We start from the raw sequence: 24932 nt of genomic DNA, 5'->3' as shown, positions 1-24932 counted from the left end.
AAATTATGCCCCCCTGCATTCTTAATCCAATCTTCCACCTGATAATACACCGGACTGTTCTATTTGGCGGCGCAGACAGCGCATGTCATCCGCCTGCCAAAATTCTTCACTGTTGATCAATTGTTCTGCATCTTTTCTGGCTGTTTCCAATGCCCGATAATCGTGCACGAGATCTGCCATTTTAAATTCGGGAATACCGCTTTGCTTACGGCCGAAAAAGTCTCCAGGACCCCTCAGCTGCAGATCTTTTTCTGCAAGCACAAACCCGTCATTGGTTTCAGTCATCGTCGCCATACGTTCTTTGCCGATTTCCGTTTTCGGATCCGCCAATAGGACGCAATAGGATTGCTCACTGCCGCGTCCGACACGGCCGCGCAATTGATGCAGCTGTGACAACCCAAAACGTTCAGCATCATAAATGAGCATAAAGGACGCATTCGGTACGTTGACTCCGACTTCAACTACGGTGGTCGATACCAATACATCGATTTTTCCTTCTGTAAACTCGCGCATGGTCTGTTCTTTTTCTTCAGAATGCAGGCGGCCGTGCATCAGCCCGACCGTAAAACGGTCTTTGAAATACATCGCCAGCTGTTGAAACAGATCGACTGCGTTTTGGTAATCCAATTTATCGGATTCCTCGATCAACGGGCAAATGACATAAGCTTGTCGTCCAGCTGACAATTCTTTTTCCATTCGGCCAACAATTTTTCCGAACATCTCTTTTTTCATCCAGTAAGTCTCGATTTCTTTTCGGCCAACCGGCATTTCATCAATAATGGACACGTCCATTTCCCCGAAAGCAGAAATGGCCAAAGTCCTTGGAATCGGCGTGGCTGTCATGAACAACACGTCCGGATTATAACCTTTGTCTTTCAGGACACGGCGTTGGTCTACACCAAAACGGTGCTGTTCATCGGTTATGACAAGCCCGAGTTTACGGAACTGCACTTCCGGCTGAATTAACGCATGTGTACCGATCAGCAAATCGATTTCTCCCGCTGCCAGCTGCTGCAGGATCAACTGGCGCTTCTTGCCTTTTACCGACCCCGTCAATAAAGCGATATTCAAAGAAAACGGCTGAAACCATTGGGACAATGTATTGGCGTGCTGTTCAGCGAGGATTTCAGTCGGCGCCATCAAAGCACCCTGCAGCCCAGCCGTATGGGCTGCATATAGCGCAATGGCTGCCACAACTGTCTTCCCTGAACCCACGTCGCCCTGCAACAGGCGATTCATGCGGAACGGCTCTTTCATATCCTTGCAAATCTCATTGACTACGCGTTTTTGCGCAGCAGTCAAATCGAAAGGCAAGGCGTCAATAAAGAGCTTCAATCGCTCCAAATCATAATCGATAAACGAACCGCCTTCTTCTTCGCGGTTCTTTTTGCGGAGCGCCTGCATCTTCAATTGAAACATCAATAATTCTTCATAAACAAAACGCCTGCGCGCTTGTTTGACTGCTTCACCATCCGGCGGGAAGTGAACCCATTCCAAAGCATCTTGAATTGAAGCCAACTGATAAGTGGCAAGAAATCGCTGTGGCAGACATTCTTCAATGTCTTCTTTCGCCAAATCTAATGCCTGCCTCATCAGCTTACGGAACGTTTTTTGGTGGATACTGCCTTTCAGGCTATAGACAGGTTCAAAATCCGCTCCGCCGGTGCGCGGACCGATGGAATGGCTTGATACCGTAATTACCTGGCGGCCACGGTCCCATTTCCCTGTAAGTGTGATGACTTCCCCTAGATGCAATTTGGCTTTCACATAGGGCTGATTGAAGAAAATAGCCTTAACCAAGTGGCGTCCAACCAACACCCGTACTTGTGTGCGTGATTTTTTCTTACCCAAAAAAAGGATGGAAGCTTCGCTCTCCACCCTTCCTTCCACCGTCACGCGTTCATTATGCGGTGTATCTGCCAAATCCTTCAACTGAAAATCTTCATGGCGATACGGAAATGTCATGATCAAGTCATGTATAGTCTCAATCTTCATTTCCTGCAGGGTTTCGGCAGCCTGTTTGCCGACCCCTTTTAATGTGGCGACTGAATCTTTACTGCCCACTGCCAACAACTGCTCCACCAAAGATTTTGGACTCAAGCCACTTTCCGGTAGGTGTTGCAGCAAGTCCGCCTTTTGCAGTTTCCCGCAATGCACTCGGCATGGATTGGCCGATTTCGAACATGGCACCGATCACTTCATCGCATGGAATGCGGCTGGTGACACCGGCCAAGGCCATATCCGCAGCTACAACTGCATTGGCGGCTCCCATTGCATTACGCTTCACACATGGCACTTCCACTAATCCCGCCACTGGATCGCAGACCAAGCCAAGCATGTTTTTCATCGTGATTGCAAAGGCTTCCGAACTTTGCTGAGGTGTTCCTCCCGCCATTTCGATTATCGCTGCTGATGCCATTCCAGCTGCTGATCCCACTTCTGCCTGGCAACCGCCTGCAGCTCCGGAAATCGAAGCATTATTGGCCACCACAAATCCGAAGGCACCTGCTGTAAACAGATAACGGATCATCTGCTCTCTAGTCGGATTCAATTTATTCTGTACCGCAAATAATGTTCCCGGTACAACGCCAGCTGATCCTGCTGTTGGTGTAGCACAAATAGTTCCCATGGCAGCGTTTACTTCGTTGGTCGCAACTGCTTTGCTGACTGCATCAAGCAATAGGTCGCCTGAGAGCGTGTTGCCTTTCGCACGATAAGCTTGCAACAGGACGGCGTCTCCACCTGTCAATCCTGATACGGAATGGACGCCTTGCAGGCCTTTTTCTACGGCTTCTTCCATGACCGTTAAATTACGGTCCATCTGCTTCATAATATCTTCACGTGAACGGTCTGTCATGAGCATTTCTTGTTCAATCATGATTTCAGAAATCAATTTCTGCTCTTTTTCAGCCCGCTCAACCAATTCTCGTACATTGCGGAATAAAGCTTCCATTTTTATACCCTCCAATTTAATCGGCGATTCTCGTCACCTGCGTAATGTTCGGAAGTTTTCTCAACTCATCCATTACTTTTCGATCCACATTTTGATCAACTTCGATGACCATCAATGCCATATGCCCTTTTTCTTTTCGGGATACTTCCATGTGGCCAATATTAATATCATATTTATACAAACAGTTTGCCACATTCGCAATACAGCCTGAACGGTCTTCATGAACTACGAGTATGGCCGGATGATTCCCTGACAAGCGAAGCGGAAAACCGTTCAATTCCGTAATTTCAATTTTTCCGCCGCCGATTGAAATGCCCATCATCGACATTTCAGAATCCTGGTCACCTATGACGATGCGAGCAGTGTTCGGGTGGTCTACATGTCCGGTTTCGGGAATGAATTCAAACGTCATGCCCACTTTCTCTGCTTCCTCGAATGAGGTTTTGATGCGTTCGTCAAACGTATCGTAATCCAACAACCCGCCAATGATTGCGACATCCGTGCTATGTCCTTTATAGGTTTCTGCAAACGAGCCATAGAGATGAACTTTTGCCCAATCCGGCTGCCTGCCGAATAAATCTCTCGCTACTCTTCCGATGCGTGCTGCTCCCGCAGTATGCGAAGAGGATGGCCCAATCATGACTGGGCCGATTATATCAAAAACAGATTTGAACTTCATGGCTCAAACCCCTTTCTTTCAATTTACGTATATCAATAGTTTACACTATTTCGACATATTTAACAAAAATAAAAGCGCATACAGGGTATGCGCTCAAATCTTAATTTTATTGGAAAATCTAAAAAAATAATATTATTCTACAGCAATTATAAACGGATAAAGAGGTTGTTTGCCTTCATGAATTTCAACTTCGACGTCGCTGTTCAGCGTTTCAATGAATTGACCCAACTTTTCAGCATCAGCCGCTGTCACATCTTCACCGAAAAGAATGGTAACAATTTCCGCTTCACTGTCCACCAGCTGTTTAGCCAGTTTTTCGGTTACCGAATCCAGGTTGCTGTCAGAGACAACGATTTTGCCTTCAGAAATCCCCATGAAGTCATCTTTTTTAATTTCGATGCCATCGATTGAAGTATCGCGGACCGCAAATGTCACAGATCCCGACTTCACATGTTTGGAAGCGCTCGCCATGGCAGCCTGGTTATCTTCCACCGAAGCATCTGGATTAAAGGCCAACAAAGCAGACATCCCTTGAGGTACATCTTTTGTCGGTACGACTGCTGCTTCAATATCCAAAAGTTCAGCTGCCTGTTCTGCAGCCATAATAATGTTCTTGTTGTTCGGCAAGATCAGCACGCGCTCTGCACCGATCGACTTGACCGCGTTGACGATATCTTCTGTCGATGGGTTCATCGTCTGGCCGCCTTCAATAACATAGGAAGCGCCGATGCTGCGAAGCAAATCTGCGATACCTTCGCCCATTGCAACCGTCACCACCGCGTATGGCTGTACTGTCTGCTGTTTTGGCGCATTTTTCTGGAAGTCTTCGCCGACAATATCAATATGCTGCTGACGCATATTCTCTATTTTCATGCTGATCAGGCTTCCGTAGTCCTGCCCATATGTAAGCACTTTTCCTGGTTCTTCCGAATGGATATGAATTTTTGCAATTTCATCATCAGCGATGACCAGCAAAGAATCTCCATACTCACTCAAATCAGAACGAAATAAAGCTTCGTTAAACTCTTTCTTGCCTTTTTCAAATTTCACCATAAACTCCGTGCAGTAGCCAAATTCAATATCAGCTGTATCCATGAAGCTCGCAATATTTTTATGATGTTCTGCGCTGACTAAGTCCGTCATTGAGTTATGCGTATGTTTTTCCGGTAATTCTTCGCCTTTCAATGAAGCCAAGAAACCTTCGTAGACATATACGAGACCTTGTCCGCCACTGTCAACGACACCCACTTCTTTCAAAACGGGCAAAAGATCCGGAGTCCGCTCTAAAGAAGCCTGTGCTTCCGCCAAAACCGTTTCGAACCATACAATGAGATCTTCTTCTGTCTTCGCTGTTTCCATGCCTTTGGCAGCCGCATCTTTTGCGACCGTCAAAATTGTTCCTTCAACCGGTTTCATTACAGCTTTATACGCCGTCTCTACGCCATGCTGAAGAGCTTCAGCAAACTTAAGTGCGGACAATTCCGTTTCGGCTGCAATGTATTTGCTGAAACCTCTGAAAAGCTGAGAAAGAATAACACCCGAATTTCCTCGGGCACCCATCAACAAGCCTTTTGATAAAGCGTTTGCTGTTTTGCCGATGTGTTCTTCTGCTTGGGCAGTCGTTTCCTTCGCTCCAGAAGTCATCGATAAATTCATATTCGTTCCTGTATCGCCATCAGGCACCGGGAACACGTTTAATGCATCAACATAATCCGCATTTTGAAAAAGATGGTGTGATCCCATCTGCACCATTTCAGCGAACTTTAATCCGTTTAATGACTTCATAACTGACTCTTCCTCCTCCTACGGGTTCGTTACACGAACTCCTTGGACAAAAATGTTTACTGCTTTTACTGACATTCCTAATGTTTGGTTTACTGTGTATTTCACTTTGGACTGGACTTGATAAGCTACTTCAGAAATTTTCGTACCATAACTGATGATGACATACATATCAATGACCAAATCGTCATCTTCCTGGCGCACAAGCACTCCTTTAGCGAAATTTTCTTTGCGAAGGATATCTGTCAAGCCGTCACGTATCTGGTGTTTCGTTGCCATGCCTACAATACCATAGCATTCGATAGCGGCGCCGCCTGCTATTTGAGCAATTACATCATTGGAAATATCGATTTGACCATATTCGTTCTTCAATTCAATCGACATTGAAATTCCTCCTTGAGTCCTATTTCACTCTTTTCATTCTACCTTAAACCCTTATAGAAGAAAAGGAGGCGTTTTAGGGTGTAAAGGTTTTTTTCTTTAAAGACCTCGAAATATAGTTGCAAACCCGATATGTCTGTGGTAAATTATTAAAGTATGTGAAACGAAAAACGAACTGAAATTCTATAATAATTTTCAGCTTCACTTGTGAGGAGGGACTTACATGCCTAAAGTATGTGCAATTAGTGGACGTAAAGCTCGCGCCGGAAATGCCCGTTCGCACGCAATGAATTCGACGAAACGTACATGGGGAGCAAACCTTCAAAAAGTTCGCATCCTTGTAGACGGTAAACCGAAACGTGTATGGGTTTCTGCAAGAGCCATGAAATCAGGAAAAGTTGAGCGCGTATAATCGCTCATGGATAATGCCGGTGCTGATCTAATCAGCCTGGCATTTTTTCGTTGTTAACGATTAATGATAAGATCGTTTAAACGCAACATAAAAACAGGCAGCGAAAAGAGTCTTCCTTTTCGCTGCCTGTTTTATGTTGCACTGAACACTTACCCGTCAGAACTTTCCACCATCAGACAGCATCCACTTTGAATGGTGACGCTGCCCTGCCCAAGCAACTCATTGCTGACAAATCGCGTGCTCCCAAAAGGGATTGTGTCATCAGTCACTGGATACTTAAAGCCGGATAACGTCAGTCCCCCGACTTCTTCTGCAAATGGATAAAACGACACATAACGGTAGCGTTCATCCTTTTCCACAGCGTGGGTGCCCGGACTAAAAAAGCGAATGCGGTTTTGGTTGTTCAATAGAACAAAATTCGTTTTCGGAAATTCCTGCTGATATTTGAACATGATATGCAAAGCGCTCATATAGTGATCGAGCCGCCCGCCTGTCACACCTGCCAAGATGATTTGATCGGGCTGATAGGTCATCGCCTTCTCCAACCCGAGCTCGGTATCCGACTGCTCTTTTTCAGATGGAGACCGCGCCAATTCAGGCAAAACTGCAAGGATTTTTTTATAGTCTTCCGCTGTCACCGAATCGAAATCACCCACAGCTGCTGCTGGCTGAATGCCTTTTTCGAGAAGCGTCAGCGTACCGGCATCGACGCCGATATAGGAAGCTTCCGGAAAAAAAGAAAAGTCCGGCAGTTCACCTGCCGGACCTCCTGCGATGAGAATGACGTTCACGAAATCGCCTCTTCTCCTGCTTTCCTGATCGCCTGAAGAGCCTGCGTCCGGTCTTCCTTGCTGTAGATGGCTGATCCGGCTACAAATACAGTCGCGCCAGCTTCTGCACAAGGTTTGATGGTTTCTTCATTGATGCCGCCATCTATTTCAATTTCGATGGAAAGGTCTTTTTCTTTGATGATATCCGACAGTTGTTTGACTTTCGGAACAACAGAATGAATGAACTTTTGTCCCCCGAATCCTGGGTTGACGGTCATGAACAGGACCATATCGATATCTTCCAGCACGTGCTGGATCGTTTCTATCGGTGTATGCGGGTTCAAGACGACACCCGGTTTGACGCCAAACGAACGGATCAATTGAATGGTCCGGTGAAGGTGCGGACAAGCCTCTACATGGACAGTGATAAAGTCAGCGCCTGCTTTTGCAAACTCCTCAATGTAAAGGTCCGGATTTTCGATCATCAAATGGACATCCATCGGCAATTTGGTCAACGGACGGATGGCATTCAGGACAATCGGCCCAAATGAAATATTCGGCACGAAATGGCCGTCCATGACATCCACGTGGATCCAATCCGCTCCTGCTCTTTCCACTTCCAGTACTTCTTCTCCAAGTTTGGCAAAATCGGCTGCTAAAATAGACGGTGCAATTTTAATCATTTGAATACCTCGGCTTTCGGCTCATTATTTCTTCCAGGAATTTCAGGTAATGCTTATAACGGTAATCAGGAATTTCATTAGCCTCTACGGCCGCTTTAATCGCACATTTAGGTTCATTCATGTGCAAACATTCACGGAATTTGCAGTCATTGGAACGCGCTGCGAATTCAGGGAAACATGCAGACAATTCTTCCCGCTCAATGGTCTCAAAGTCGAATGAGCTGAAGCCGGGTGTATCCGCCAGCAACCCATTATTGACTGCAATCAGTTCGACATGGCGTGTGGTATGCTTTCCGCGGTTCAGCGCTTTTGAAATATCGTCCGTCTTCAATTCCAAAGACGGCAAAATGGTGTTCAGTAAAGTCGATTTCCCTACTCCCGACTGTCCTGCCAGAACACTGATTTTCCCTTCCAGGACGGGCATCAGACGATCTCTTAACGCAGGGTCATCAATGTATGTCGGAATTACTTCGTAACCAATCTTTTCATAATCGGCTACATAGCGTTGGATTTTTTCTTTCTCCGTATCTTTCAGCAGATCCATTTTTGTCAGGCAAATGATCGGTTGAATTGAATGCGACTCAATAGCCGTTAAAAAGCGGTCCAACAACAAGGGATGGAAGTCCGGCTGTTTGGCTGAAAAAACAAGGATGGCTTGATCGACATTTGAAATCGGCGGTCTCACCAATTCGTTTTTCCGCTCATAAACATGCAGGATCGTTCCTTCCAAATCGTTGTTTTCCGCTTTGTAGTCAACGTAATCCCCGACGAGCGGCGTTATTTGGCGATTGCGAAATACTCCACGGCCACGGCACTGGATGTAACGTTGTCCATCTTCATCCAATACATAATAAAATCCGCTCAATGCTTTTCTGATTTGACCTTTCGGCATCTTTCCACTCCTTTAGCTGCTGTTTAGTCTACACTTGAATATTCAAAAGTTTCTTCCTGGATGACCGTAGAGTCCCGGACGATCCGGTAAGAAGCACTTTCCCCTTCGGCAATCTGCATTTCAATGCGCTGCTGCTTGTCTTCTGTGATAGTAAACTCCTCGACAGGTTCTACCATCGTCTGTGAATTGTCCTGGACATAGATCTGTACGGTCTGCTCCACCGGCTCTTCACCTTCTGCGGCGGGTTCCGCAGGTTCATATGGAATTTCCACCGTATGGATATAGGTTTTCAACGGTTTTTCCGGTTGGCCTGCAGAAATGACGACTTCAATTGTACTGCCGGCTTCCAGCTGTTCTCCAGCAGCAGGGGTTTGTGACATGACTTTTCCTGCTTCGACTTCATCAGAAGCCTGTTCGGATATTATGCGGATATTAAAACCGGAAGAACGGGCATAGTCATTGAGGTTCTCTTCTGTAAACCCTGCCAAATTTTCTACGTTGCGCAGATCCGGACCTTTGCTGACAATAAACTCGACAGTGGTTTCACTGATGATGACTTCTTTACCGGCTGCGGGTTCTTGAGTCAGAATGGTGCCTACCGGCTGGTCGGAAAATTCTTCACTGGACTCAGCTGGCGCAAATTTCTGTTCTTCCAGCGCTTCTTCTGCCTCTTCAAGGGTGCTGCCGACAAAATCATCCATTTCAGCAATTTCTTTGCCCATGCTGACAAACAGTTGAATTTGCGTTTCGCGGTCCCTCATTTTTCCGGCTTCCGGAATTGTTCGAATCACGTGATCGGTTGCTACTTGCTCTGAGTACTCATCTGTTTCTTCCCCCACAACAAACCCTGCGGCCTGGAGTTCTTCAAGTGCTTCGTTGCGCTCCATACCTGTTATATCCGGAACAGCCACTTGCCTTGGTTCAAATAAACCCGGAAAAGCAATCGCGAGGACCAATCCGCTGATCAGCAGAAAGGCTAGTATGCCCACAATCCATGGCCATTTCTTCTTTTTCTTTTTAGGCGGAGCTTGCTGTTCTTTTTTCACTTCATTCACCGGCAGCGGCATTGTTTTCGTATCCGCCACGTTCGTGTAAGCCGATGTATCCTTTATTGCTGGCATAGCACGCGTTTCATCCTGATCTTCAGGAACCGTGAATTTCGGTTCATTCAGCCGCTCCGGCAATAAAGCCGTTGCCAAATCTTCTTCCATTTCGTCAGCTGACTGATAACGGTGCTGCATATTTTTTGCCGTAGCTTTTAAAACGATGTTCTCTAAACTTTGAGGAAGTGTCGGAACAGCATCGCGCAAAGATGGAGTCTCTGTCTGCAGATGCTTTAAGGCAATCGATACGGCCGATTCACCGGAAAACGGCAGTTTCCCTGTGATCAATTCGTACATCACGATGCCCAGTGAATAGATATCGGATTTTTTATTGGCGGTGCCTCCGCGTGCCTGCTCAGGCGACAAGTAATGGACGGTCCCGAGCACAGAATTTGTCTGGGTATAAGAAGTTGCACTTAATGCCATCGCAATGCCGAAATCAGAGATTTTCACATTGCCTTCTGCATCCATTAAAATGTTTTGCGGCTTGATGTCCCGGTGGACAATTTGATTGTGATGCGCATGCGCCAATGCCGAAGTCAATTGTTTCATAATCTCAACAGCCCGCTCAGGCGACACTGGTGAATGTTCGATTATGTATTCTTTTAACGTTTTTCCCGGAACGTATTCCATCACTAAATAATGCACGGATCCATCTTCGCCCACATCGAAAATATTGACGATGTTCGGATGCGCCAGACTGGTTGTGGACAACGCTTCCCGTTGGAAACGTCTGCGCAGTTCTTCTTCATTTGAAAAATCGTAACGGAGGATTTTGATCGCAATGTCCCGGTCCAAAATCATGTCATGTGCCAAATACACATTGGACATTCCGCCGCCGCCAATCAACTCCTTGATTTTGTAGCGGCCGTTGACGCTTTTGCCTATCAACATACTTATACCTCCTCATCCACAGAGGACAGAAGAATCAAGGAAATATTATCTTCTCCTCCAAGATCATTGGCCAAAGTGACCAGCTTCTGCCCTTTCTGGGAAAGCGGAGCTGTTGATCTGACGATGGAAGCCAATTCCTCTTTCGAAACTTTATTGCTGAGGCCATCTGAACAAATCAATAGATAGGAGGCTTCATCAAAAGAGAAATTAATCATTTCCCTTTCAATCTCAGCCTCGGTCCCGAGCGCCCGGACAATCCAATTTTTCTTCGGATGTTCTTCAGCTTCTTCCTGGCTGATTTCCCCGCTGTCGACCAGCACATTGACATACGAATGGTCTCGTGTAATCTGACTGATGCCACCATTGATCAAGTAAGCACGGCTGTCGCCGATATGGCATAAAATGCCTTCTTTGTCATCAATCAGCGCCGCAATCAACGTCGTGCCCATCCCTTTGCATTCCGGGTTGGCTAACGAATGTTCAAAAACCAGCCGGTTGACTGTTTGAATACGTTCCGAAAGCCATTTCCTTTTGCTGTCAAGCGTCAGGAACGACATTGACTCATCTTCCAGAAAATACTGGCTGAGCTGATCGACGGTCATTTTGCTGGCAACATCGCCGGCTTTATGTCCGCCCATTCCATCTGCCACGACTGCCAATAGGAGGCCGTCGGGGCGTTTTAATACCGCCACACTGTCCTCATTTACTTCACGGATCCTACCTGTATCACTTTCTACCACATACCGAAACAAATCATGACACCCCGATTCTAATCTTATCCTGCTTTAAGCTGTTGCTGTTTTCTGGGTCTTTTGAAAAGCCGCGATGAAAAAACCATCGCTTCCATAATCCTGCGGAAATACCTGAACAAAGCCTGTATGCTTGATGCCCATGGCTGCAGGCAAGGCTGCCTGGATTTTCTCCATTTCAGGATGTTCTTTCAAAAACTGTTCAGCTGTCCCTCTGTTTTCCATGGCATCCACTGTACAGGTGCTGTAGACCACGATGCCGCCTTCTTTTAATAGGCGGGCTGCCTGGTCCAGCAGCTCGAGTTGGATTTTCTGCAGACGGGCGAAGTCCTCTTCTTTTTTCGTATACTTAATATCAGGTTTACGTTTGATGACACCCAAACCGCTGCACGGAGCATCCACAAGGATGCGGTCGAATTTTTCTTCACCGAAACGTTCAACGCTTTTCTTGCCGTCGCCCACTTCTGTTTCAATGACCGTATGGCCCAATCGCTTGGCTGTTTCGTCAATCAGCTTTACTTTATGTGCGTGCAGGTCAAGCGCATACAAAGTTCCGCTATTGTTCATCTTTTCCGCAATGTGGGTGGTTTTGCCGCCAGGTGCTGCGCACATATCAAGCACGGTCATTTCCGGTTCAACCTGCAGGGCATAAGCCGGCAGCATGGAACTTTCATCTTGGATGGTGATAAAACCTTTTTCGAATGTAGCCGTGCGGGCAGGTTGGCCATTTGTGACAATCAGGCATTCCGGGATGAATTTACTCGGCACTGCCTCCAGTTCTTCTGATTCAAGCATTTCAATCACTTCTTCGACTGTGGCACGGGTAGTGTTGACACGGACAGTCTGCAATGGCGTTTTGTTGTTTTCCAATGCCATTTCACGTGTTTTTTCCAAACCGAATTGTTCTGCCCAACGTCTGATCATCCAGATTGGGTGGCTCGTTTCGATGGAAATCTTTTCGTATGGGTCACTGATGGTGTTGAACGAACGGACGCCATTGCGCTGAACTGAACGCAGAACGCCATTGACCACAGAAGCCACTCCGCCATGTCCACGGCGTTTTGCGATTTCAACCGCCTCATGGACCACTGCGTGTGCAGGAATGCGATCCAAGTAGACAATCTGGTACAAGGATAATCTCAGCAAGGTTTTAACCCAAGGTTCGATTTTTCCTTTCAGGTAAGGTTCCAGGTAATAATCCAGTGTCATTTGATGCTGGAGAGTGCCATATGTGATTTCCGTCAGCAAGCCCCTGTTTTTAGCTGCAATGCCATAGCTTTCAATCGTCTGGTGAAGCAATAAGTTGCTGTAAGCCTGCTTGTTCTCCACTGCCCATAGGATTGAGAATGCGGCATCGCGGACGTTGCCTTGAAGTTTTTTGTTTTTCATTCGAATAAATCTCCTGCCTGGATTTTAGGTCCTTTTAAATACTCTTTTGCCGTCATGCGTTTTTTTCCTGCCGGCTGCAATTCGGTGATGGCCAAAACGCCTTCTCCGGTCTGGACCAAAATCGAGTCTTCGGTCAAGCCGACAACTTTGCCGGCTTGGCCGCTGGCGTTTGATGACGTTTTTTCAGCCCACCAGATTTTCATATTCGCTCCATTGAACGTTGTGTAAGCAACTGGCCATGGATGCAATCCCCGAACTTGGTTATAGATGGCCGCTGCTGGCTTCGACCAGTCGATGCGTTCCTGCTCACGCGAAATATTGCGGGCATAAGTAACCGCCTGTTCGTCCTGAGGTATGCGTTCGTTTGTTCCCGCAATAATCGGCGGCAGTGTTCTCTTCAACAGATCACGCCCGGCAATGCTCAGCTTGTCGAACATGCTGCCCGTATGGTCGCGTTCTTCAATCGGTACGACCACCTGCGAGATGATATCGCCAGCGTCCAACCGGTCCACCATGTACATGATTGTAACGCCTGTTTCTTTCTGGCCATCCATGATGGCTTGATGGATCGGCGCGCCTCCGCGGTATGCCGGCAACAATGACGCATGGACATTGATGGCTCCAAGTTTCGGTGCTTCCAAAATCTCACTTGGCAAAATCTGCCCAAATGCTGCAGTAACAATCAAATCAGCTTCAAGATCCAACACATGTTGAAGCTCTTCCGGATTTTTCAGTTTTTCCGGTTGATAGACCGGCAATCCAAGGCGCATCGCTTCTTCTTTAACCGGTGTTGCCGTCATAATTTTTTTGCGTCCGACTGGCCGATCCGGCTGCGTAACGACGGAAATGACTTCATAGCCTTCCTCGACGAGCATCCGCAAAATGGGTGCGGAAAAGGCAGGGGTTCCCATAAATACGATTTTGGTCAAACCTGTTCCTCCTCTTCTTCCTGCTGGCGGATCATTTCATCCAATTCTTCCTGTGTCACATATTTTGTGATTTTGCTGGTAAACAAGACGCCGTCCAAATGGTCCATTTCATGCTGGATCGCGCGGGCTTCATAGCCTTCCGCTTCCAGCTCATACCAGGAACCGTCGCGTTCCTGCGCTTTAATCTTGATGTGGTCATAGCGCTCCACTTCCCCAAAAATCCCTGGGAAGCTGAGGCAGCCTTCAATATCGGTTTCAGCGCCTTCAAATAGCACCAGTTCCGGATTGATCATTTCAATCGGATCCTGCCCTTCACGGAAATCAACGATCGCGGCACGAATTGCTACGCCCACTTGAGGGGCGGCAATGCCGACGCCGTCCGATTCCACCATTGTTTCATGCATATCATCCAAAAGCGCAGCCAATTTTTTATCAAAAGCCGTCACCGGCTGACATTTCGTTTCCAATACTTCGTTCGGGTGTTTTACTACCATTCGAATAGACATATTCATTTCCTCTTTTCTGTTACATGACCGATGTCGGATTCATGTCAATCGACAGCGTGGCGCCTTTTTTCAGCCATTCCGTGCGATGGATTTTGATCAGTTGCTGCATCGTATCGGTCAGTTTCGGTTCTTTTTTGTATTTTATCAAACATTGATAACGATATCTATTGTTGACACGGGCGATCAGGGAAGCTGAGGGCCCGATGATCAAGGTGTTGGGAGACAAGTGGCTCTTCAAATAACGGACCGTTTGATCGGCGTATTCAGCCACTGTCATTAAATCTTCGTGCGTAAACTGGATGTTGACGACATAGTAATACGGCGGATAACCACTCGCTCTGCGCATGGCCATTTCCTGTTCATAAAACGGCTCATACAATTGGTCTTTCGCCAACGTGATGGCGTAATGTTCCGGCGTATAGGATTGGACAAAAACCGTCCCCGGCAGAATATCCCGCCCTGCGCGGCCGCTGACCTGCGTCAGCAATTGATAGGTCTTTTCCGCCGCCCGGAAGTCAGGCAGATGCAAAGTAGTATCCGCCGACAACACACCTACTAATGTGATATTCGGAAAATCCAAGCCTTTGGCGATCATTTGGGTACCCAGCAGGATGTCTGCTTTGCCTTCGCCAAAAGCGGACAGGATTTTCTCATGCGCACCTTTATTGCGCGTCGTGTCGACATCCATTCGAAGAACGCGTGCTTCCGGCACCACTTTCGCCAGCTCTTCTTCGACTTTCTGCGTGCCGGTTCCGAAAAACCGAATATGCTCGCTTTCACATTCCGGACAGGTTTTCGGTACGCGTTCATCATAGCCGCAATAATGGCATTTCATCGTTTCGCTTGAGCGGTGGTAAGTCAGCGAAATATCACAATTGGGGCATTGCATGACCGTTCCGCAATCCCGGCATAACACAAATGATGAATAGCCGCGTTTATTGAGGAACAATACGGTCTGCTGCTTTTTCTCCAGACGGTCGCGGATAGCATCCGCTAATTGCACCGAAAACATGGACCGGTTGCCGTTGCGCAGTTCTTCCCGCATATCCACAATATGGACATCGGGCAATGGTTGGTTTTTTGCCCGTTTTTCCAGTACCAGCAATTCATAGACGCCTTTTTGTGCACGTGCATATGATTCCAATGAAGGCGTTGCGCTGCCAAGAATAACCGGACAATTATGGTATTCACTGCGCCAAATGGCCATGTCGCGTGCATGATAGCGTGGGGAATCGTCCTGCTTATAGCTGGATTCATGCTCTTCATCCAGAATGATCAGACCCAGATTCTGAAAAGGCGCAAAAATAGCCGAACGTGCCCCTACTACCACTTTCACTTCAGCCCGCTGGATTTTTCGCCATTCATCGTATTTTTCGCCAGCCGACAATCCACTGTGCAAAACAGCGACCTGGTCTCCGAAACGCTCTTTAAAGCGAATGGTCATTTGAGGGGTCAGCGAAATTTCCGGCACCAGCATGATCGCTTCTTTTCCTTGCTTCAGCACCTGGTCGATGGTCTGCAGATAGATTTCGGTCTTCCCACTGCCAGTAATGCCATGCAGCAGAAAGGTCTTCGGTGTATTCAATGCATTTTCAATCGAATCAAAAGCAATTTGTTGGGCTCCGGTCAATTGCAGCGACGATTTTTGCTCGATTTCAGTCAGCAGCTTCGGATCCCGGTACGATTCCATATTGGAAATCTGAGCGGCTTCTTTTTCCACTAAGCTGTAGATTGTCGGCAGCGAAACCTCCGCTTCTTTCTGAAGTTGGGAAGATTCGATCGAGCGGCCTGCATTTCTCAGGAAAAAGTCCATCAACTTGAGCTGTTGCTTGGCATTGGCACGAATTTCAATGGCTTCCAGCTTTTCAATGCTGTCAGAGATATGAATCATACGGACTTTTTTAACAGCGGTTTGCTGTTGAATATCGGTATCCGCAATGATTGTGCCTTTTTCCATCTCTTTTTTCAGCAGACTGTATATGTCCACTGCGTCCTGCAGCCGGATAAAAGGCCGTTTTTCGAAATAAATGCGCAAAGGCGCTGCAATTTCTTCAAGCGGTGCATTCAGTACAAAACGCTTCTCGTATTTTGCCCGCAAAGCTGCTGGCACCATGACCTGCAGCGCGTCAATTTCAAAACAAACCGTTTGCTCTTTCATCCATTGGGCCATCTTCAGCAGTTCTTCATTTAAAACCGGCACCACGTCCATCAGCTCATGAATCGGTTTCAGGCGTTTCGGGTCAAATTCTGAAGTCTCTTTGAGCTTAGTGATGAACCCCAGTACTTTGCGGTTGCCAAAAGGCACTTTGACACGCATTCCCGGCTCTGCCAGTACTGCCACTTCTTTTGGAATGGCATAATCAAAAGGGCGGTCGATCGGATGGGCAGCTACGTCCACAATGACTTCAGCTATCATGCAGTTTTTCCTTTTCCGTAATCAAGTCAAGCAATTGGCGGGCCAATTGCTGCTTGGACATCATGTCGAATGCTTGTTCAAAGCCGTTTTTCCCGTAGACTGTCACCCGATTGGTATCCGATTCAAAGCCCGCCTGTGCTTCTGTTACATCATTGGCAATAATATAATCTGCATTTTTACGTTCCAATTTATCTTTGGCGTATTGTCCAACATCATTGGTCTCGGCCGCGAAACCGATCAACACCTGGTTTTTCTTGTTTTCGCCTAACTGTTGAAGGATATCGACTGTCCGTTCAAGAACGATGGTCGAGCCGCCTTCTTGTTTCTTCATTTTTCGATCAGCTACTGTTTTTGGTCGGTAATCAGCCACAGCAGCCGTTTTGATGACGTAATCTGAACTGTCGTAATGCGCTTCGACTGCCTGCAGCATATCTTCAGCACTTTCCACCAGTATCCGGGTAACGCCGCTTGGCACCGGCAATGACACGGGACCGCTGATTAAAATGGTTTCGGCTCCCATCTCCGCAGCAGCACCTGCCATGGCATAGCCCATCTTGCCGCTTGAAAAATTGGTCAGAAACCGAACAGGATCGATGCGTTCACGTGTCGGCCCAGCGGTAACAATGACTTTTTTTCCAGCAAGTTTATGCTCGCGCGTAAAATAACCTTTGACGAGCTCTGTGATTTTCTCCGGCTCTTCAAGGCGTCCTTTGCCGACATAGCCACAGGCCAAAAAGCCTTCGGAAGGTTCGATAAAACGGATGCCGTCTGCATGAAGCTGCTGGATGTTGCGTTTCACTGCCGGATGGTCGTACATATGGACATTCATTGCCGGAGCAATCCAGATAGGAGCGGTTGCTGCCAACAAAGTAGTCGTGACCATATCGTCACCAATGCCGCCGGCCAATTTGCCGATGACATTGGCTGTGCCCGGCGCAACAATGATCAGGTCTGCCCAATCCGCAAGATCGATATGCGCGATGACGGAAGAATCCTTCTCATCAAATGTATCGGTATAGACATCGTTTCTGGACATGACCTGGAACGTCAGCGGCTGCACAAATTGCTGTGCTGAACGGGTCATGATGACTTTAACGGAAGCTCCCGCCTGAGAAAGCTTGCTGACAAGCGCCACAGCTTTATAGACGGCAATTCCTCCGCTGACACATAGTAGGATTTTACGATTCTCCAACAACTCAAACACCCTTTCTAAACAACAAACTCCCAAAGAACAAGTTTGCTCTGGGAGTCGTCTGTTGCGATTAATGGTTAAATTTCGTCTTCGTATACTGCAAATTCATCTTGTTTTTCCTGTGTCAAAGCGCCGGCGGCTACTTCTTCAAGTGCTTTTCCGACCGATTTAGTAGAAACATATGAATCCAATTTTTCATCACCGTGTTCGTGCAATTGGCGTGCACGTTTAGAAGCAAGCGCAACCAGCGAGTATTTTGAATCAATTCGGCTTTTCAGTTTATCAACGGATGGGTATAACATCAGACATTCTCCTTTAGCATATCAAAATATCGTTTTTCAACACGTTCACGTTTGCAATGCTCCGCAATAATGATGGCATTGATTCGGTCACAGGCATTTTCAACTTCATCATTTTCGACTACATAATCGTACAAGTTCATCATTTCCAACTCTTGCCTCGCGGCTTGCAGGCGGGAAGCGATCACGTCATCCGATTCGGTGCCACGCCCGACCAGCCGTTCTTCAAGTTCCGACAGGCTCGGCGGCGCCAAAAAGATAAACAGGCCATCCGGAACTTTCGAACGGACCTGGGCAGCACCCTGTACTTCGATTTCCAGAAATACATCACGGCCCGCATCGCGCATCTTGTTGACGTACTCAAGCGGTGTCCCATAGTAATTTCCGACAAACTCTGCATATTCGAGCAGTTGATCCTGCTCGATCAATTCCTCAAACTCACTGCGTGTTTTAAAGAAATAATCGACTTCATCAACTTCCCCTTCCCGTGGCGCTCTGGTCGTCATCGAGATGGAGTATTCATAATTTGTATCCGGCTGTGAGAACAGCTCTTTTCTTACGGTGCCTTTTCCAACACCCGAAGGCCCTGATAGGACTATCAGCAGTCCACGTTGGTTTCTCATTTTATCCCTCACTTGCCTCGTCATCATTTTCTTTCAAACGCCAGAACTACAGGTTCCTGCTCTGCCGTTACCGGATCACCCGATGTGCCGTTCCATTTTCGCGTCCAGCAGATCGAACTGAATTCTCCTGCTTTTCACAGATTGTTTCACGGACATTTTCTGCTGAACCTTATTCTTCGTTTTCTAACTAACTGTCTTATTATATCATAATACACCGAGAAAATGATAAGATGGAACAAAACGATTTGAAAGAGGGATATTTAATGGCATTTGATGGATTATTTACAAAATCGATGACAAGCGAACTTCAACAGCTCGTCACCGGCAGAATTTCAAAAGTTCATCAGCCCAACCAGCTTGAACTGCTTCTACATATACGTGCCCAAGGAAAGAACCATAAATTGTTGATTTCCATCCATCCGTCCTATTCACGGATTCACTTGACGGCCGCAGCAAACATCAACCCTTCTGAACCGCCGATGTTCTGCATGCTGCTTCGCAAGCACATCGAAGGCGGCGTCATCACCGAAATCTCGCAATACGGGATGGACCGCCTGATCATGTTGAAGATCAAAGCAAAAAATGAAATCGGCGATGACATCGAACGTGAACTCCACGTCGAAATGATGGGTCGGCATTCGAACGTCATCCTGATTGATGCGGAGCGTACGATGATTCTCGACAGCTTGAAACATTTGCCGCCAAGCGTCAACTCTTTTCGCACCATTCTTCCCGGCCAGCCTTATATCTTTCCTCCATCCCAGGAGAAAAAAGATCCGTTCGAAGCAGCCGAGGAATTGGCGGTTACAGAGCCAACAGAAATCGTCAGCCAATTTTCCGGATTTTCTCCATTAAATGCGCGTGAACTTGCATTTCGTCTGGAAACTTCCGACAAGAAGGCGGCAATTGCTGAAGCATTTCTGGCAGATTTCCTGAAACAGCAGCCACAAGGCTATTATGTCGAACATGGCGGCAAAAGCTTTTTCTCTGCCACTCCGTTGACCCATATCCAAGAAGAAGGACTGGAATTCCCGACACTTGGTGAACTGCTTGACCGGATGTATTACGCAAAAGCCGAACGCGACCGTGTTAAACAGCAGGCCGGGGATCTGGAAAGATGGCTGCAAAATGAAATTTCCAAGTTGAAACTGAAGCTGAAGAAATTGAAAAAAGAACAGGATCAGGCTGAAAAACGTGAAACGCTTCAATTAAATGGCGAATTGATCATGGCCAACCTTCACCGCATCACCAAAGGCATGAAGGAAATCGAAGTCGACAATTATTACAACGATGAAAAAGTCACCATCACGTTGGATCCGCGGAAAACGCCGATCGACAATTCCCAGCGTTATTATTCACGCTACCAGAAAGCGAAAACAGCCGTCGTCAAAACCCAGGAACAAATCGACAAAACGACAGAGGATATCGAGTATTTCGAGACCTTGATGTCTCAAGTCCAACAAGCCGGCATTTCAGATATTGAAGAAATCCGTGAAGAACTCGCTGAGCAAGGGTTTATGAAGGCTCAAAAATCAAAGAAAAAGAAAAAACCGACCAAGCCTTCTGTAGAAGCCTATGTTTCTTCTAGCGGAACGCCAATCTCTGTCGGCAAAAACAACAAGCAAAACGATTACGTGACATTCAAAGTAGCTTCCAAATCCGATACATGGCTTCATACAAAAGACATTCCGGGTTCACACGTCATCATCCATGACAGCAATCCCGATGAAACGACTATACTCGAAGCTGCTACGATTGCTGCTTACTTCAGCAAAGCACGTGAATCTTCTTCTGTACCGGTCGATTACACTGAAGTCCGCCAAGTGAAAAAGCCGAATGGCTCAAAACCTGGATTCGTCATTTATTTTGAACAGAAAACCGTATTCGTCACGCCAGATGAAGAACTGGTCATTAAATTGAAAAAATAAGTTAGGATGCCGGAAAGCTTTATGCTTTCCGGTTTTTTATTGAAGTTAATCAGTGAACTGCAATTAACATGGAATTCCACAGTTTATTGGAGAGAATTGACCTATTTATCCAAGCAGTCTGTTTACTCCTTCATCACTCTTAGACATCATGTTAACAAGTTTATTTACTGCGAAATTGAAAGCGTAATGGCTGCACTCATTTAGTTTACATAACATTAATATGTTAAACCGAAAGAGTTTTCACACATATTAAGCATAACCCGTTGCCCTGGCCAGACTTAAATGCTATGTTCATAAAGGATTGAAAATTTAAGGGGGCTTTACACGTGTATACATACTCAACTAAGAGAAATTTATTTTTTGCTGCAAGTGCCATTGCTGTAGCTATGCTGGCAGGCTGTGGCAATGACGAAACACAAACTGAAGAAAAGAAAACCGCGTGGGATGAAATTCAGGAACAAGGAACATTGACTGTTGCGACTTCCGGGACGCTATTGGCCACATCTTTTCATGACGCGGAGACGGATGAACTGACGGGTTTTGAAGTGGAAGTTGTCCGGGAACTTGGGGAACGTTTGGATCTTGATATTGAGTTCACTGAAATCGGATTTGATGAAATGCTGACAAGTGTCAATACAGGGCAAATTGACATTGCAGCCAATGATATTGAAATCACTGAAGACCGTGCGGAAGAGTTTATCTTCTCGACTCCGATCAAGCATTCCTATGGGACTGCGGTTGTGAGAAAAGATGATTTGTCCGGCATCGCAAGTTTGGAAGACCTTCCTGGGAAAAAAGCAGCAGGTGCTTCTACGTCAATCTATATGGAAATTGCACGTGAATACGGCGCAGAAGAAGTAACTTATGACAACGCCACAAACGAAGTGTATTTGCGCGATGTTTCAATCGGCCGTACCGATGTTATCCTGAACGATTATTATCTATCCACATTCGGTGTCGCAGCTTTTCCTGACTTGAATATCACCATTCACCCTGACATCAAATATGCTCCGTCAGAAGTTGGGCTCGTTATGAACAAAGACAATACCGAATTGGCCGATAACGTCAATAAAGCATTGGAAGAGATGCTTGCAGACGGCACGATCACTGAAATCTCTGCAGAATTTTTCGGCGGTGCGGATGTCTCTGTCAAACCGGACATTGAAGAAAATTAAGCAGGAGGTTGTCTGATGAATGATATCGAATGGGGATTGCTGTTTGACCCGGCATTGGCGATCGAATCCCTTCCCTACGTACTGGAAGGAATCGGCTATACCTTATTGATTTCCGTAGTCAGTATGGTTCTTGGCATATTCATCGGCTTTTTCCTGGCACTCGCCCGTACATCGCGGTTACAGATTCTGCAATTTCCTGCACGCCTGTATATTTCCTTTATGCGAGGTGTTCCAATTCTGGTGATCCTGTTCTTGCTGTATTTCGCCCTGCCGGTCATCGGCATTGAATTTTCAGCCGTACAGGCCGCCTTGATCGGATTCACCATCAACAGCGCCGCTTATATCGCTGAAGTATTCCGTTCATCTCTTGCCTCAGTCGATAAAGGGCAATGGGAATCATCCACTGCACTCGGCTTGACCTATTGGCAATCGATGCGCCGGATCATTTTGCCGCAATCAGTGCGGATTGCGGTCCCGCCTTTATCGAATGTCTACTTGGATTTGATCAAAGCCTCTTCATTGGCTGCCATGATCACCGTTCCGGAGATTTTTCAGAAAGCGCGGATCGTCGGCGCCCGTGAATATGATTTATTGACCATGTTGATTTTGGTGGCGTTGATCTACTGGGCGATCTGTTCAGCGATGACCATTTTGCAGAACTACCTTGAAAAGCGTTATGCGGACTACCTTTAAAAAGCATCCGGAGATTTTTCTCCGAGATGCTTTTTTTTACTTTATTTTGTTTCTTCCTCAGTCATATAGAGGACTTCCCACATATGCCCGTCCAGGTCCTTGAAACTCTTGAGATACATATATTCATCATCCATTTTTTCACCGGCTTGTTGAGCTCCTGCTGCGAAAGCAGCATTGACCAGGCTATCCACTTCATCTTTGCTGGTTGCAGAAATAGCTGTGATCACTTCCGCACTGTTCGAGGTATCCGCAATTTCTCTTTTTGAAAAACTCTTGAAAAACTCTTCAGTCAGCAGCATCCCGTAAATCGATGGCCCGATAATCATGCAGGCTCCTTTTTCATCTGTCATCTCTTCATCAAACCCAAAGCCCATTTCTTCGAAAAATGCTTTGGACCGATCTAAATTTTTTACCGGCAAGTTGACAAAAATATGCTTGGATTGGACACTCATTTTTCTCCCCTCCTTTCCTGTTTTTTTGTTATCTGCATTATTCTCTGTTAGAACAAAATCTCCTGCCCAATAAAAAAAAGATCCTTTAAAAGGATCTTTTAAGCCAGGCGGTATCGCAATATATAAGGCAGCAAGAGAGAAATAACCGGAAACAAGACCAAGACGCTAAAAATTAATGCATATGTGCTAATTGGATAGGCAAAGGAGCTGAAAGCGAAGATTGGTCCAACTAGCAAAACCGATGCCAAAATCCTTGAAAGGAATTGGACTTTATAGAGCTTGCCGCAAGCCGGGCAGGCAATCGGTTTATAGGCCAGCCAAAGAGACTTGCTGACTTGTTTCCAAGTAAATGAAGTCTGGCAGATTTCACATCGCTGCATCATTCTCCACCCTTCAGCCCATCTACATATTGTTTCGCTTCCAACAGTGACCAGCCGAATTCCTGTCTGGTTCGTTTGACGGCTTCGACTTTTTTCCCTTGCTGCAGCAGTCGCCGGAGTTCTTTATTGATTTCAGGTTCTGTAAACGTTTCACCTTGCGAGGATTTCTGGAGAAGTTTCTCCATATGCCTGACTCTGGTTTCCAAGGCTTTAATCCGCTGTTCCGTGGCATTATAAAAGATATAGACCAATACAAGAACAGCCCCAATAATAATCATAATCCATGACAAATCCATTTATTCAGCACCTCCCAAATAGGTTTTTCCGCGTTGGTAAAACCCTTCCATTTCTTCTTTCGGCACCAAGGCGCCTCCAGTCGACCAGACGATATGACTAGCCGCAGCCATCTGCAGCTGATTTGTTTCGGCATAATCTGTCGCCTGTATTTTCAACGGCCCCAGCAGTCCGGCAGTGGCGGATGGTTCGACAAAAATTTCTTCGCTGTCCGCCAGCAGCGCCAATAATTTGAACAGCTCCCGGTCTTCCACCGTGTAGATGCCGCTGACTGTTTGTTCACTGATGCCTGAAGCAAAGCTCGATGGCCTGCCGACAGCCAACCCGTCGCCTTCGGTCACATTGTCGATGCCAAAATCCTGGACGCTGACTTTGTTTTTTTCACCGGTCATCAATCCAATCAGCACGGCAGGCGAATGCGTCGGTTCCACAAAAAAGCAGTGGACAGCGTCACCAAAAACCTGCTTCAGACCGAATGCAATGCCGCCGGGAGCACCTCCCACTCCGCACGGAAGATAGACAAACAGCGGATGCTCGGCATCCACTTGGATGCCCCTATCCTCCAATTGCTTTTTGAGTCGGAAAGCCGCGACGCTATAGCCCAAAAACAGGTGTCTGGATTTCTCGTCGTCGACAAAATAAGCATCCCGCTTGGCAAGTGTCTCTCTTCGCCCTTCAGAAATTGCTTCGCTGAAATCTCCTTCAAATTCCACCACCCTGGCACCTTTTTCACGCAGCAAGTCTTTTTTCCATTGCTTGGCGTCTGCAGACATATAAACAGATACCTGGAAACCGAGTTTGGCACTGATGATGCCGATGCTGAGGCCCAAATTCCCCGTTGAGCCAACACCAATGGCATACTGGCTGAAAAATTGCTTGAACCGATCAGATGAGAATTGTTCATAGGATTTCCCGGCTTCCAGCAAGCCGGCGTCATTAGCCAATTTTTCCGCATGATGCAGCACTTCATAAACGCCGCCGCGAGCTTTAATCGATCCCGCTATCGGCAATTCGTTATCGCATTTAAGAAACAACCGGCCAGCTATAGCTCCATCAACATATTCACTGAGCCGCTTTTTCATGGATGGAATCTCGCGCAGCGGCGATTCCACAATACCGCCTGTTGCTGCGGTGTCCGGAAATTCCGTTGACAGATACGGGGCAAATCGTTGCCACAGCTGTTCTGCCTGCTCCATGTCCTGCAGACCGATAGGAAGCTTCATTGCATTGATTTTTTGCCGTTTCGGATTTTGCCAGACGACCGGTTTCAAATCGATGATAGTCTTCAGCAATGGATACTTTTCGATCCAGCTGTTTAATTCCTGTTGTCCCATGCTCATCTTACGAATCCCCTTTCA

General features: G+C 46.7%; 25 protein-coding genes. 4 read left to right on the top strand and 21 right to left on the bottom strand.

What is annotated here, in order from left to right; genetic code table 11:
* Positions 1-21 precede the first annotated feature (21 nt).
* The 5 genes from recG to QMA04_RS06390 all read right to left on the bottom strand — a co-directional run bounded on the left by recG (position 22) and on the right by QMA04_RS06390 (position 5798).
* Positions 22-2064: an ATP-dependent DNA helicase RecG gene (recG, locus tag QMA04_RS06410; protein ID WP_290184699.1), complete on the bottom strand. Its 2043-nt coding sequence runs from the start codon at positions 2062-2064 to the stop codon at positions 22-24.
* Positions 2054-2953, bottom strand: coding sequence for an L-serine ammonia-lyase, iron-sulfur-dependent, subunit alpha (gene sdaAA / locus QMA04_RS06405; RefSeq protein ID WP_203339424.1), 900 nt, complete (start codon positions 2951-2953; stop codon positions 2054-2056). The genes recG and sdaAA overlap by 11 nt, the downstream gene beginning before the upstream one ends.
* 16 nt (positions 2954-2969) lie before the next feature.
* Entirely contained in the window at positions 2970-3632 is a 663-nt protein-coding gene (sdaAB, locus tag QMA04_RS06400; RefSeq protein WP_290184615.1) for an L-serine ammonia-lyase, iron-sulfur-dependent subunit beta, read from the bottom strand.
* A 132-nt stretch (positions 3633-3764) separates the two neighbouring features.
* Positions 3765-5417: a DAK2 domain-containing protein gene (locus tag QMA04_RS06395; RefSeq protein ID WP_290184613.1), complete on the bottom strand. Its 1653-nt coding sequence runs from the start codon at positions 5415-5417 to the stop codon at positions 3765-3767.
* A gap of 18 nt (positions 5418-5435) precedes the next feature.
* Positions 5436-5798 carry an Asp23/Gls24 family envelope stress response protein gene (locus QMA04_RS06390; protein WP_191714035.1) on the bottom strand — a complete coding sequence of 121 codons (363 nt, stop codon included), beginning with the start codon at positions 5796-5798 and terminating at the stop codon, positions 5436-5438.
* A gap of 220 nt (positions 5799-6018) precedes the next feature.
* Between QMA04_RS06390 and rpmB the strand changes: the two genes are divergently transcribed.
* The gene (gene rpmB / locus QMA04_RS06385) at positions 6019-6207 is read left to right on the top strand and encodes a 50S ribosomal protein L28 (protein ID WP_049693306.1); all 189 of its coding nucleotides are present in this window, start codon (positions 6019-6021) and stop codon (positions 6205-6207) included.
* 149 nt (positions 6208-6356) lie between these two features.
* On the opposite strand, the gene QMA04_RS06380 is transcribed toward rpmB, so the two are convergent.
* The 12 genes from QMA04_RS06380 to gmk form a co-directional block, all read right to left on the bottom strand.
* Positions 6357-6998 carry a thiamine diphosphokinase gene (locus QMA04_RS06380; RefSeq protein ID WP_290184608.1) on the bottom strand — a complete coding sequence of 214 codons (642 nt, stop codon included), beginning with the start codon at positions 6996-6998 and terminating at the stop codon, positions 6357-6359.
* Positions 6995-7660 (bottom strand): ribulose-phosphate 3-epimerase, encoded by a 666-nt coding sequence (gene rpe / locus QMA04_RS06375; protein ID WP_290184606.1) that lies wholly within the window; start codon positions 7658-7660, stop codon positions 6995-6997. Before rpe ends, QMA04_RS06380 begins: the two co-directional genes overlap by 4 nt.
* Complete coding sequence (rsgA, locus tag QMA04_RS06370) at positions 7653-8552, bottom strand: ribosome small subunit-dependent GTPase A (protein ID WP_290184604.1); 900 nt, start codon at positions 8550-8552, stop codon at positions 7653-7655. The genes rpe and rsgA overlap by 8 nt, the downstream gene beginning before the upstream one ends.
* Before the next feature lie 23 nt (positions 8553-8575).
* Entirely contained in the window at positions 8576-10549 is a 1974-nt protein-coding gene (gene pknB / locus QMA04_RS06365; protein WP_290184602.1) for a Stk1 family PASTA domain-containing Ser/Thr kinase, read from the bottom strand.
* A 2-nt stretch (positions 10550-10551) separates the two neighbouring features.
* Positions 10552-11301 (bottom strand): Stp1/IreP family PP2C-type Ser/Thr phosphatase, encoded by a 750-nt coding sequence (locus QMA04_RS06360; protein ID WP_290184600.1) that lies wholly within the window; start codon positions 11299-11301, stop codon positions 10552-10554.
* A gap of 33 nt (positions 11302-11334) precedes the next feature.
* On the bottom strand, positions 11335-12687 hold the full coding sequence (gene rsmB / locus QMA04_RS06355) for a 16S rRNA (cytosine(967)-C(5))-methyltransferase RsmB (protein ID WP_290184598.1): 1353 nt from the start codon (positions 12685-12687) through the stop codon (positions 11335-11337).
* Positions 12684-13616 (bottom strand): methionyl-tRNA formyltransferase, encoded by a 933-nt coding sequence (gene fmt / locus QMA04_RS06350; protein ID WP_191714028.1) that lies wholly within the window; start codon positions 13614-13616, stop codon positions 12684-12686. Before fmt ends, rsmB begins: the two co-directional genes overlap by 4 nt.
* Positions 13613-14122, bottom strand: a complete 510-nt coding sequence (gene def / locus QMA04_RS06345) for a peptide deformylase (RefSeq protein ID WP_191714027.1) — start codon at positions 14120-14122, stop codon at positions 13613-13615. Before def ends, fmt begins: the two co-directional genes overlap by 4 nt.
* A gap of 19 nt (positions 14123-14141) precedes the next feature.
* The gene (gene priA, locus QMA04_RS06340) at positions 14142-16538 is read right to left on the bottom strand and encodes a primosomal protein N' (RefSeq protein ID WP_191714026.1); all 2397 of its coding nucleotides are present in this window, start codon (positions 16536-16538) and stop codon (positions 14142-14144) included.
* The gene (gene coaBC, locus QMA04_RS06335; protein ID WP_191714025.1) at positions 16528-17733 is read right to left on the bottom strand and encodes a bifunctional phosphopantothenoylcysteine decarboxylase/phosphopantothenate--cysteine ligase CoaBC; all 1206 of its coding nucleotides are present in this window, start codon (positions 17731-17733) and stop codon (positions 16528-16530) included. Before coaBC ends, priA begins: the two co-directional genes overlap by 11 nt.
* 74 nt (positions 17734-17807) lie before the next feature.
* The gene (gene rpoZ / locus QMA04_RS06330; RefSeq protein WP_142826599.1) at positions 17808-18032 is read right to left on the bottom strand and encodes a DNA-directed RNA polymerase subunit omega; all 225 of its coding nucleotides are present in this window, start codon (positions 18030-18032) and stop codon (positions 17808-17810) included.
* Positions 18032-18652, bottom strand: coding sequence for a guanylate kinase (gmk, locus tag QMA04_RS06325; protein ID WP_191714024.1), 621 nt, complete (start codon positions 18650-18652; stop codon positions 18032-18034). The genes rpoZ and gmk overlap by 1 nt, the downstream gene beginning before the upstream one ends.
* A gap of 263 nt (positions 18653-18915) precedes the next feature.
* Here gmk and QMA04_RS06320 point away from each other — a divergent pair, with 263 nt between their 5' ends.
* The 3 genes from QMA04_RS06320 (at position 18916) to QMA04_RS06310 (ending at position 22448) form a co-directional block, all read left to right on the top strand.
* The gene (locus QMA04_RS06320) at positions 18916-20580 is read left to right on the top strand and encodes an Rqc2 family fibronectin-binding protein (RefSeq protein WP_191714023.1); all 1665 of its coding nucleotides are present in this window, start codon (positions 18916-18918) and stop codon (positions 20578-20580) included.
* Positions 20581-20966: 386 nt separating this feature from the next.
* Positions 20967-21755 carry a transporter substrate-binding domain-containing protein gene (locus tag QMA04_RS06315; protein ID WP_290184697.1) on the top strand — a complete coding sequence of 263 codons (789 nt, stop codon included), beginning with the start codon at positions 20967-20969 and terminating at the stop codon, positions 21753-21755.
* 12 nt (positions 21756-21767) lie between these two features.
* Positions 21768-22448: an amino acid ABC transporter permease gene (locus tag QMA04_RS06310; RefSeq protein ID WP_225218383.1), complete on the top strand. Its 681-nt coding sequence runs from the start codon at positions 21768-21770 to the stop codon at positions 22446-22448.
* A 41-nt stretch (positions 22449-22489) separates the two neighbouring features.
* On the opposite strand, the gene QMA04_RS06305 is transcribed toward QMA04_RS06310, so the two are convergent.
* The 4 genes from QMA04_RS06305 to QMA04_RS06290 form a co-directional block, all read right to left on the bottom strand.
* Positions 22490-22900, bottom strand: coding sequence for a VOC family protein (locus QMA04_RS06305; RefSeq protein ID WP_290184596.1), 411 nt, complete (start codon positions 22898-22900; stop codon positions 22490-22492).
* Between the two features lie 98 nt (positions 22901-22998).
* Positions 22999-23283 carry a TIGR04104 family putative zinc finger protein gene (locus QMA04_RS06300; RefSeq protein ID WP_225218328.1) on the bottom strand — a complete coding sequence of 95 codons (285 nt, stop codon included), beginning with the start codon at positions 23281-23283 and terminating at the stop codon, positions 22999-23001.
* Positions 23280-23570 carry a hypothetical protein gene (locus QMA04_RS06295; RefSeq protein ID WP_191714493.1) on the bottom strand — a complete coding sequence of 97 codons (291 nt, stop codon included), beginning with the start codon at positions 23568-23570 and terminating at the stop codon, positions 23280-23282. The genes QMA04_RS06300 and QMA04_RS06295 overlap by 4 nt, the downstream gene beginning before the upstream one ends.
* A 6-nt stretch (positions 23571-23576) precedes the next feature.
* Positions 23577-24914 carry a D-serine ammonia-lyase gene (locus tag QMA04_RS06290; protein WP_290184594.1) on the bottom strand — a complete coding sequence of 446 codons (1338 nt, stop codon included), beginning with the start codon at positions 24912-24914 and terminating at the stop codon, positions 23577-23579.
* Positions 24915-24932: the final 18 nt, after the last annotated feature.

The organism is Planococcus sp. APC 3900 (genome assembly GCF_030407735.1).
In the GTDB taxonomy this organism is placed as follows: domain Bacteria; phylum Bacillota; class Bacilli; order Bacillales_A; family Planococcaceae; genus Planococcus; species Planococcus notacanthi.
This window is presented reverse-complemented; position numbering and strand designations above follow the sequence as displayed.

Coding starts and splice junctions, on each gene's coding strand:
- sdaAA (WP_203339424.1), bottom strand. CDS start 2,953: ATGGAAGCTTTATTCCGCAATGTACGAGAATTGGTTGAGCGGGCTGAA.
- sdaAB (WP_290184615.1), bottom strand. CDS start 3,632: ATGAAGTTCAAATCTGTTTTTGATATAATCGGCCCAGTCATGATTGGG.
- QMA04_RS06395 (WP_290184613.1), bottom strand. CDS start 5,417: ATGAAGTCATTAAACGGATTAAAGTTCGCTGAAATGGTGCAGATGGGA.
- QMA04_RS06390 (WP_191714035.1), bottom strand. CDS start 5,798: ATGTCGATTGAATTGAAGAACGAATATGGTCAAATCGATATTTCCAAT.
- rpmB (WP_049693306.1), top strand. CDS start 6,019: ATGCCTAAAGTATGTGCAATTAGTGGACGTAAAGCTCGCGCCGGAAAT.
- rpe (WP_290184606.1), bottom strand. CDS start 7,660: ATGATTAAAATTGCACCGTCTATTTTAGCAGCCGATTTTGCCAAACTT.
- rsgA (WP_290184604.1), bottom strand. CDS start 8,552: ATGCCGAAAGGTCAAATCAGAAAAGCATTGAGCGGATTTTATTATGTA.
- pknB (WP_290184602.1), bottom strand. CDS start 10,549: ATGTTGATAGGCAAAAGCGTCAACGGCCGCTACAAAATCAAGGAGTTG.
- rsmB (WP_290184598.1), bottom strand. CDS start 12,687: ATGAAAAACAAAAAACTTCAAGGCAACGTCCGCGATGCCGCATTCTCA.
- def (WP_191714027.1), bottom strand. CDS start 14,122: ATGTCTATTCGAATGGTAGTAAAACACCCGAACGAAGTATTGGAAACG.
- priA (WP_191714026.1), bottom strand. CDS start 16,538: ATGATAGCTGAAGTCATTGTGGACGTAGCTGCCCATCCGATCGACCGC.
- rpoZ (WP_142826599.1), bottom strand. CDS start 18,032: ATGTTATACCCATCCGTTGATAAACTGAAAAGCCGAATTGATTCAAAA.
- gmk (WP_191714024.1), bottom strand. CDS start 18,652: ATGAGAAACCAACGTGGACTGCTGATAGTCCTATCAGGGCCTTCGGGT.
- QMA04_RS06320 (WP_191714023.1), top strand. CDS start 18,916: ATGGCATTTGATGGATTATTTACAAAATCGATGACAAGCGAACTTCAA.
- QMA04_RS06315 (WP_290184697.1), top strand. CDS start 20,967: ATGCTGGCAGGCTGTGGCAATGACGAAACACAAACTGAAGAAAAGAAA.
- QMA04_RS06305 (WP_290184596.1), bottom strand. CDS start 22,900: ATGAGTGTCCAATCCAAGCATATTTTTGTCAACTTGCCGGTAAAAAAT.
- QMA04_RS06300 (WP_225218328.1), bottom strand. CDS start 23,283: ATGATGCAGCGATGTGAAATCTGCCAGACTTCATTTACTTGGAAACAA.
- QMA04_RS06290 (WP_290184594.1), bottom strand. CDS start 24,914: ATGAGCATGGGACAACAGGAATTAAACAGCTGGATCGAAAAGTATCCA.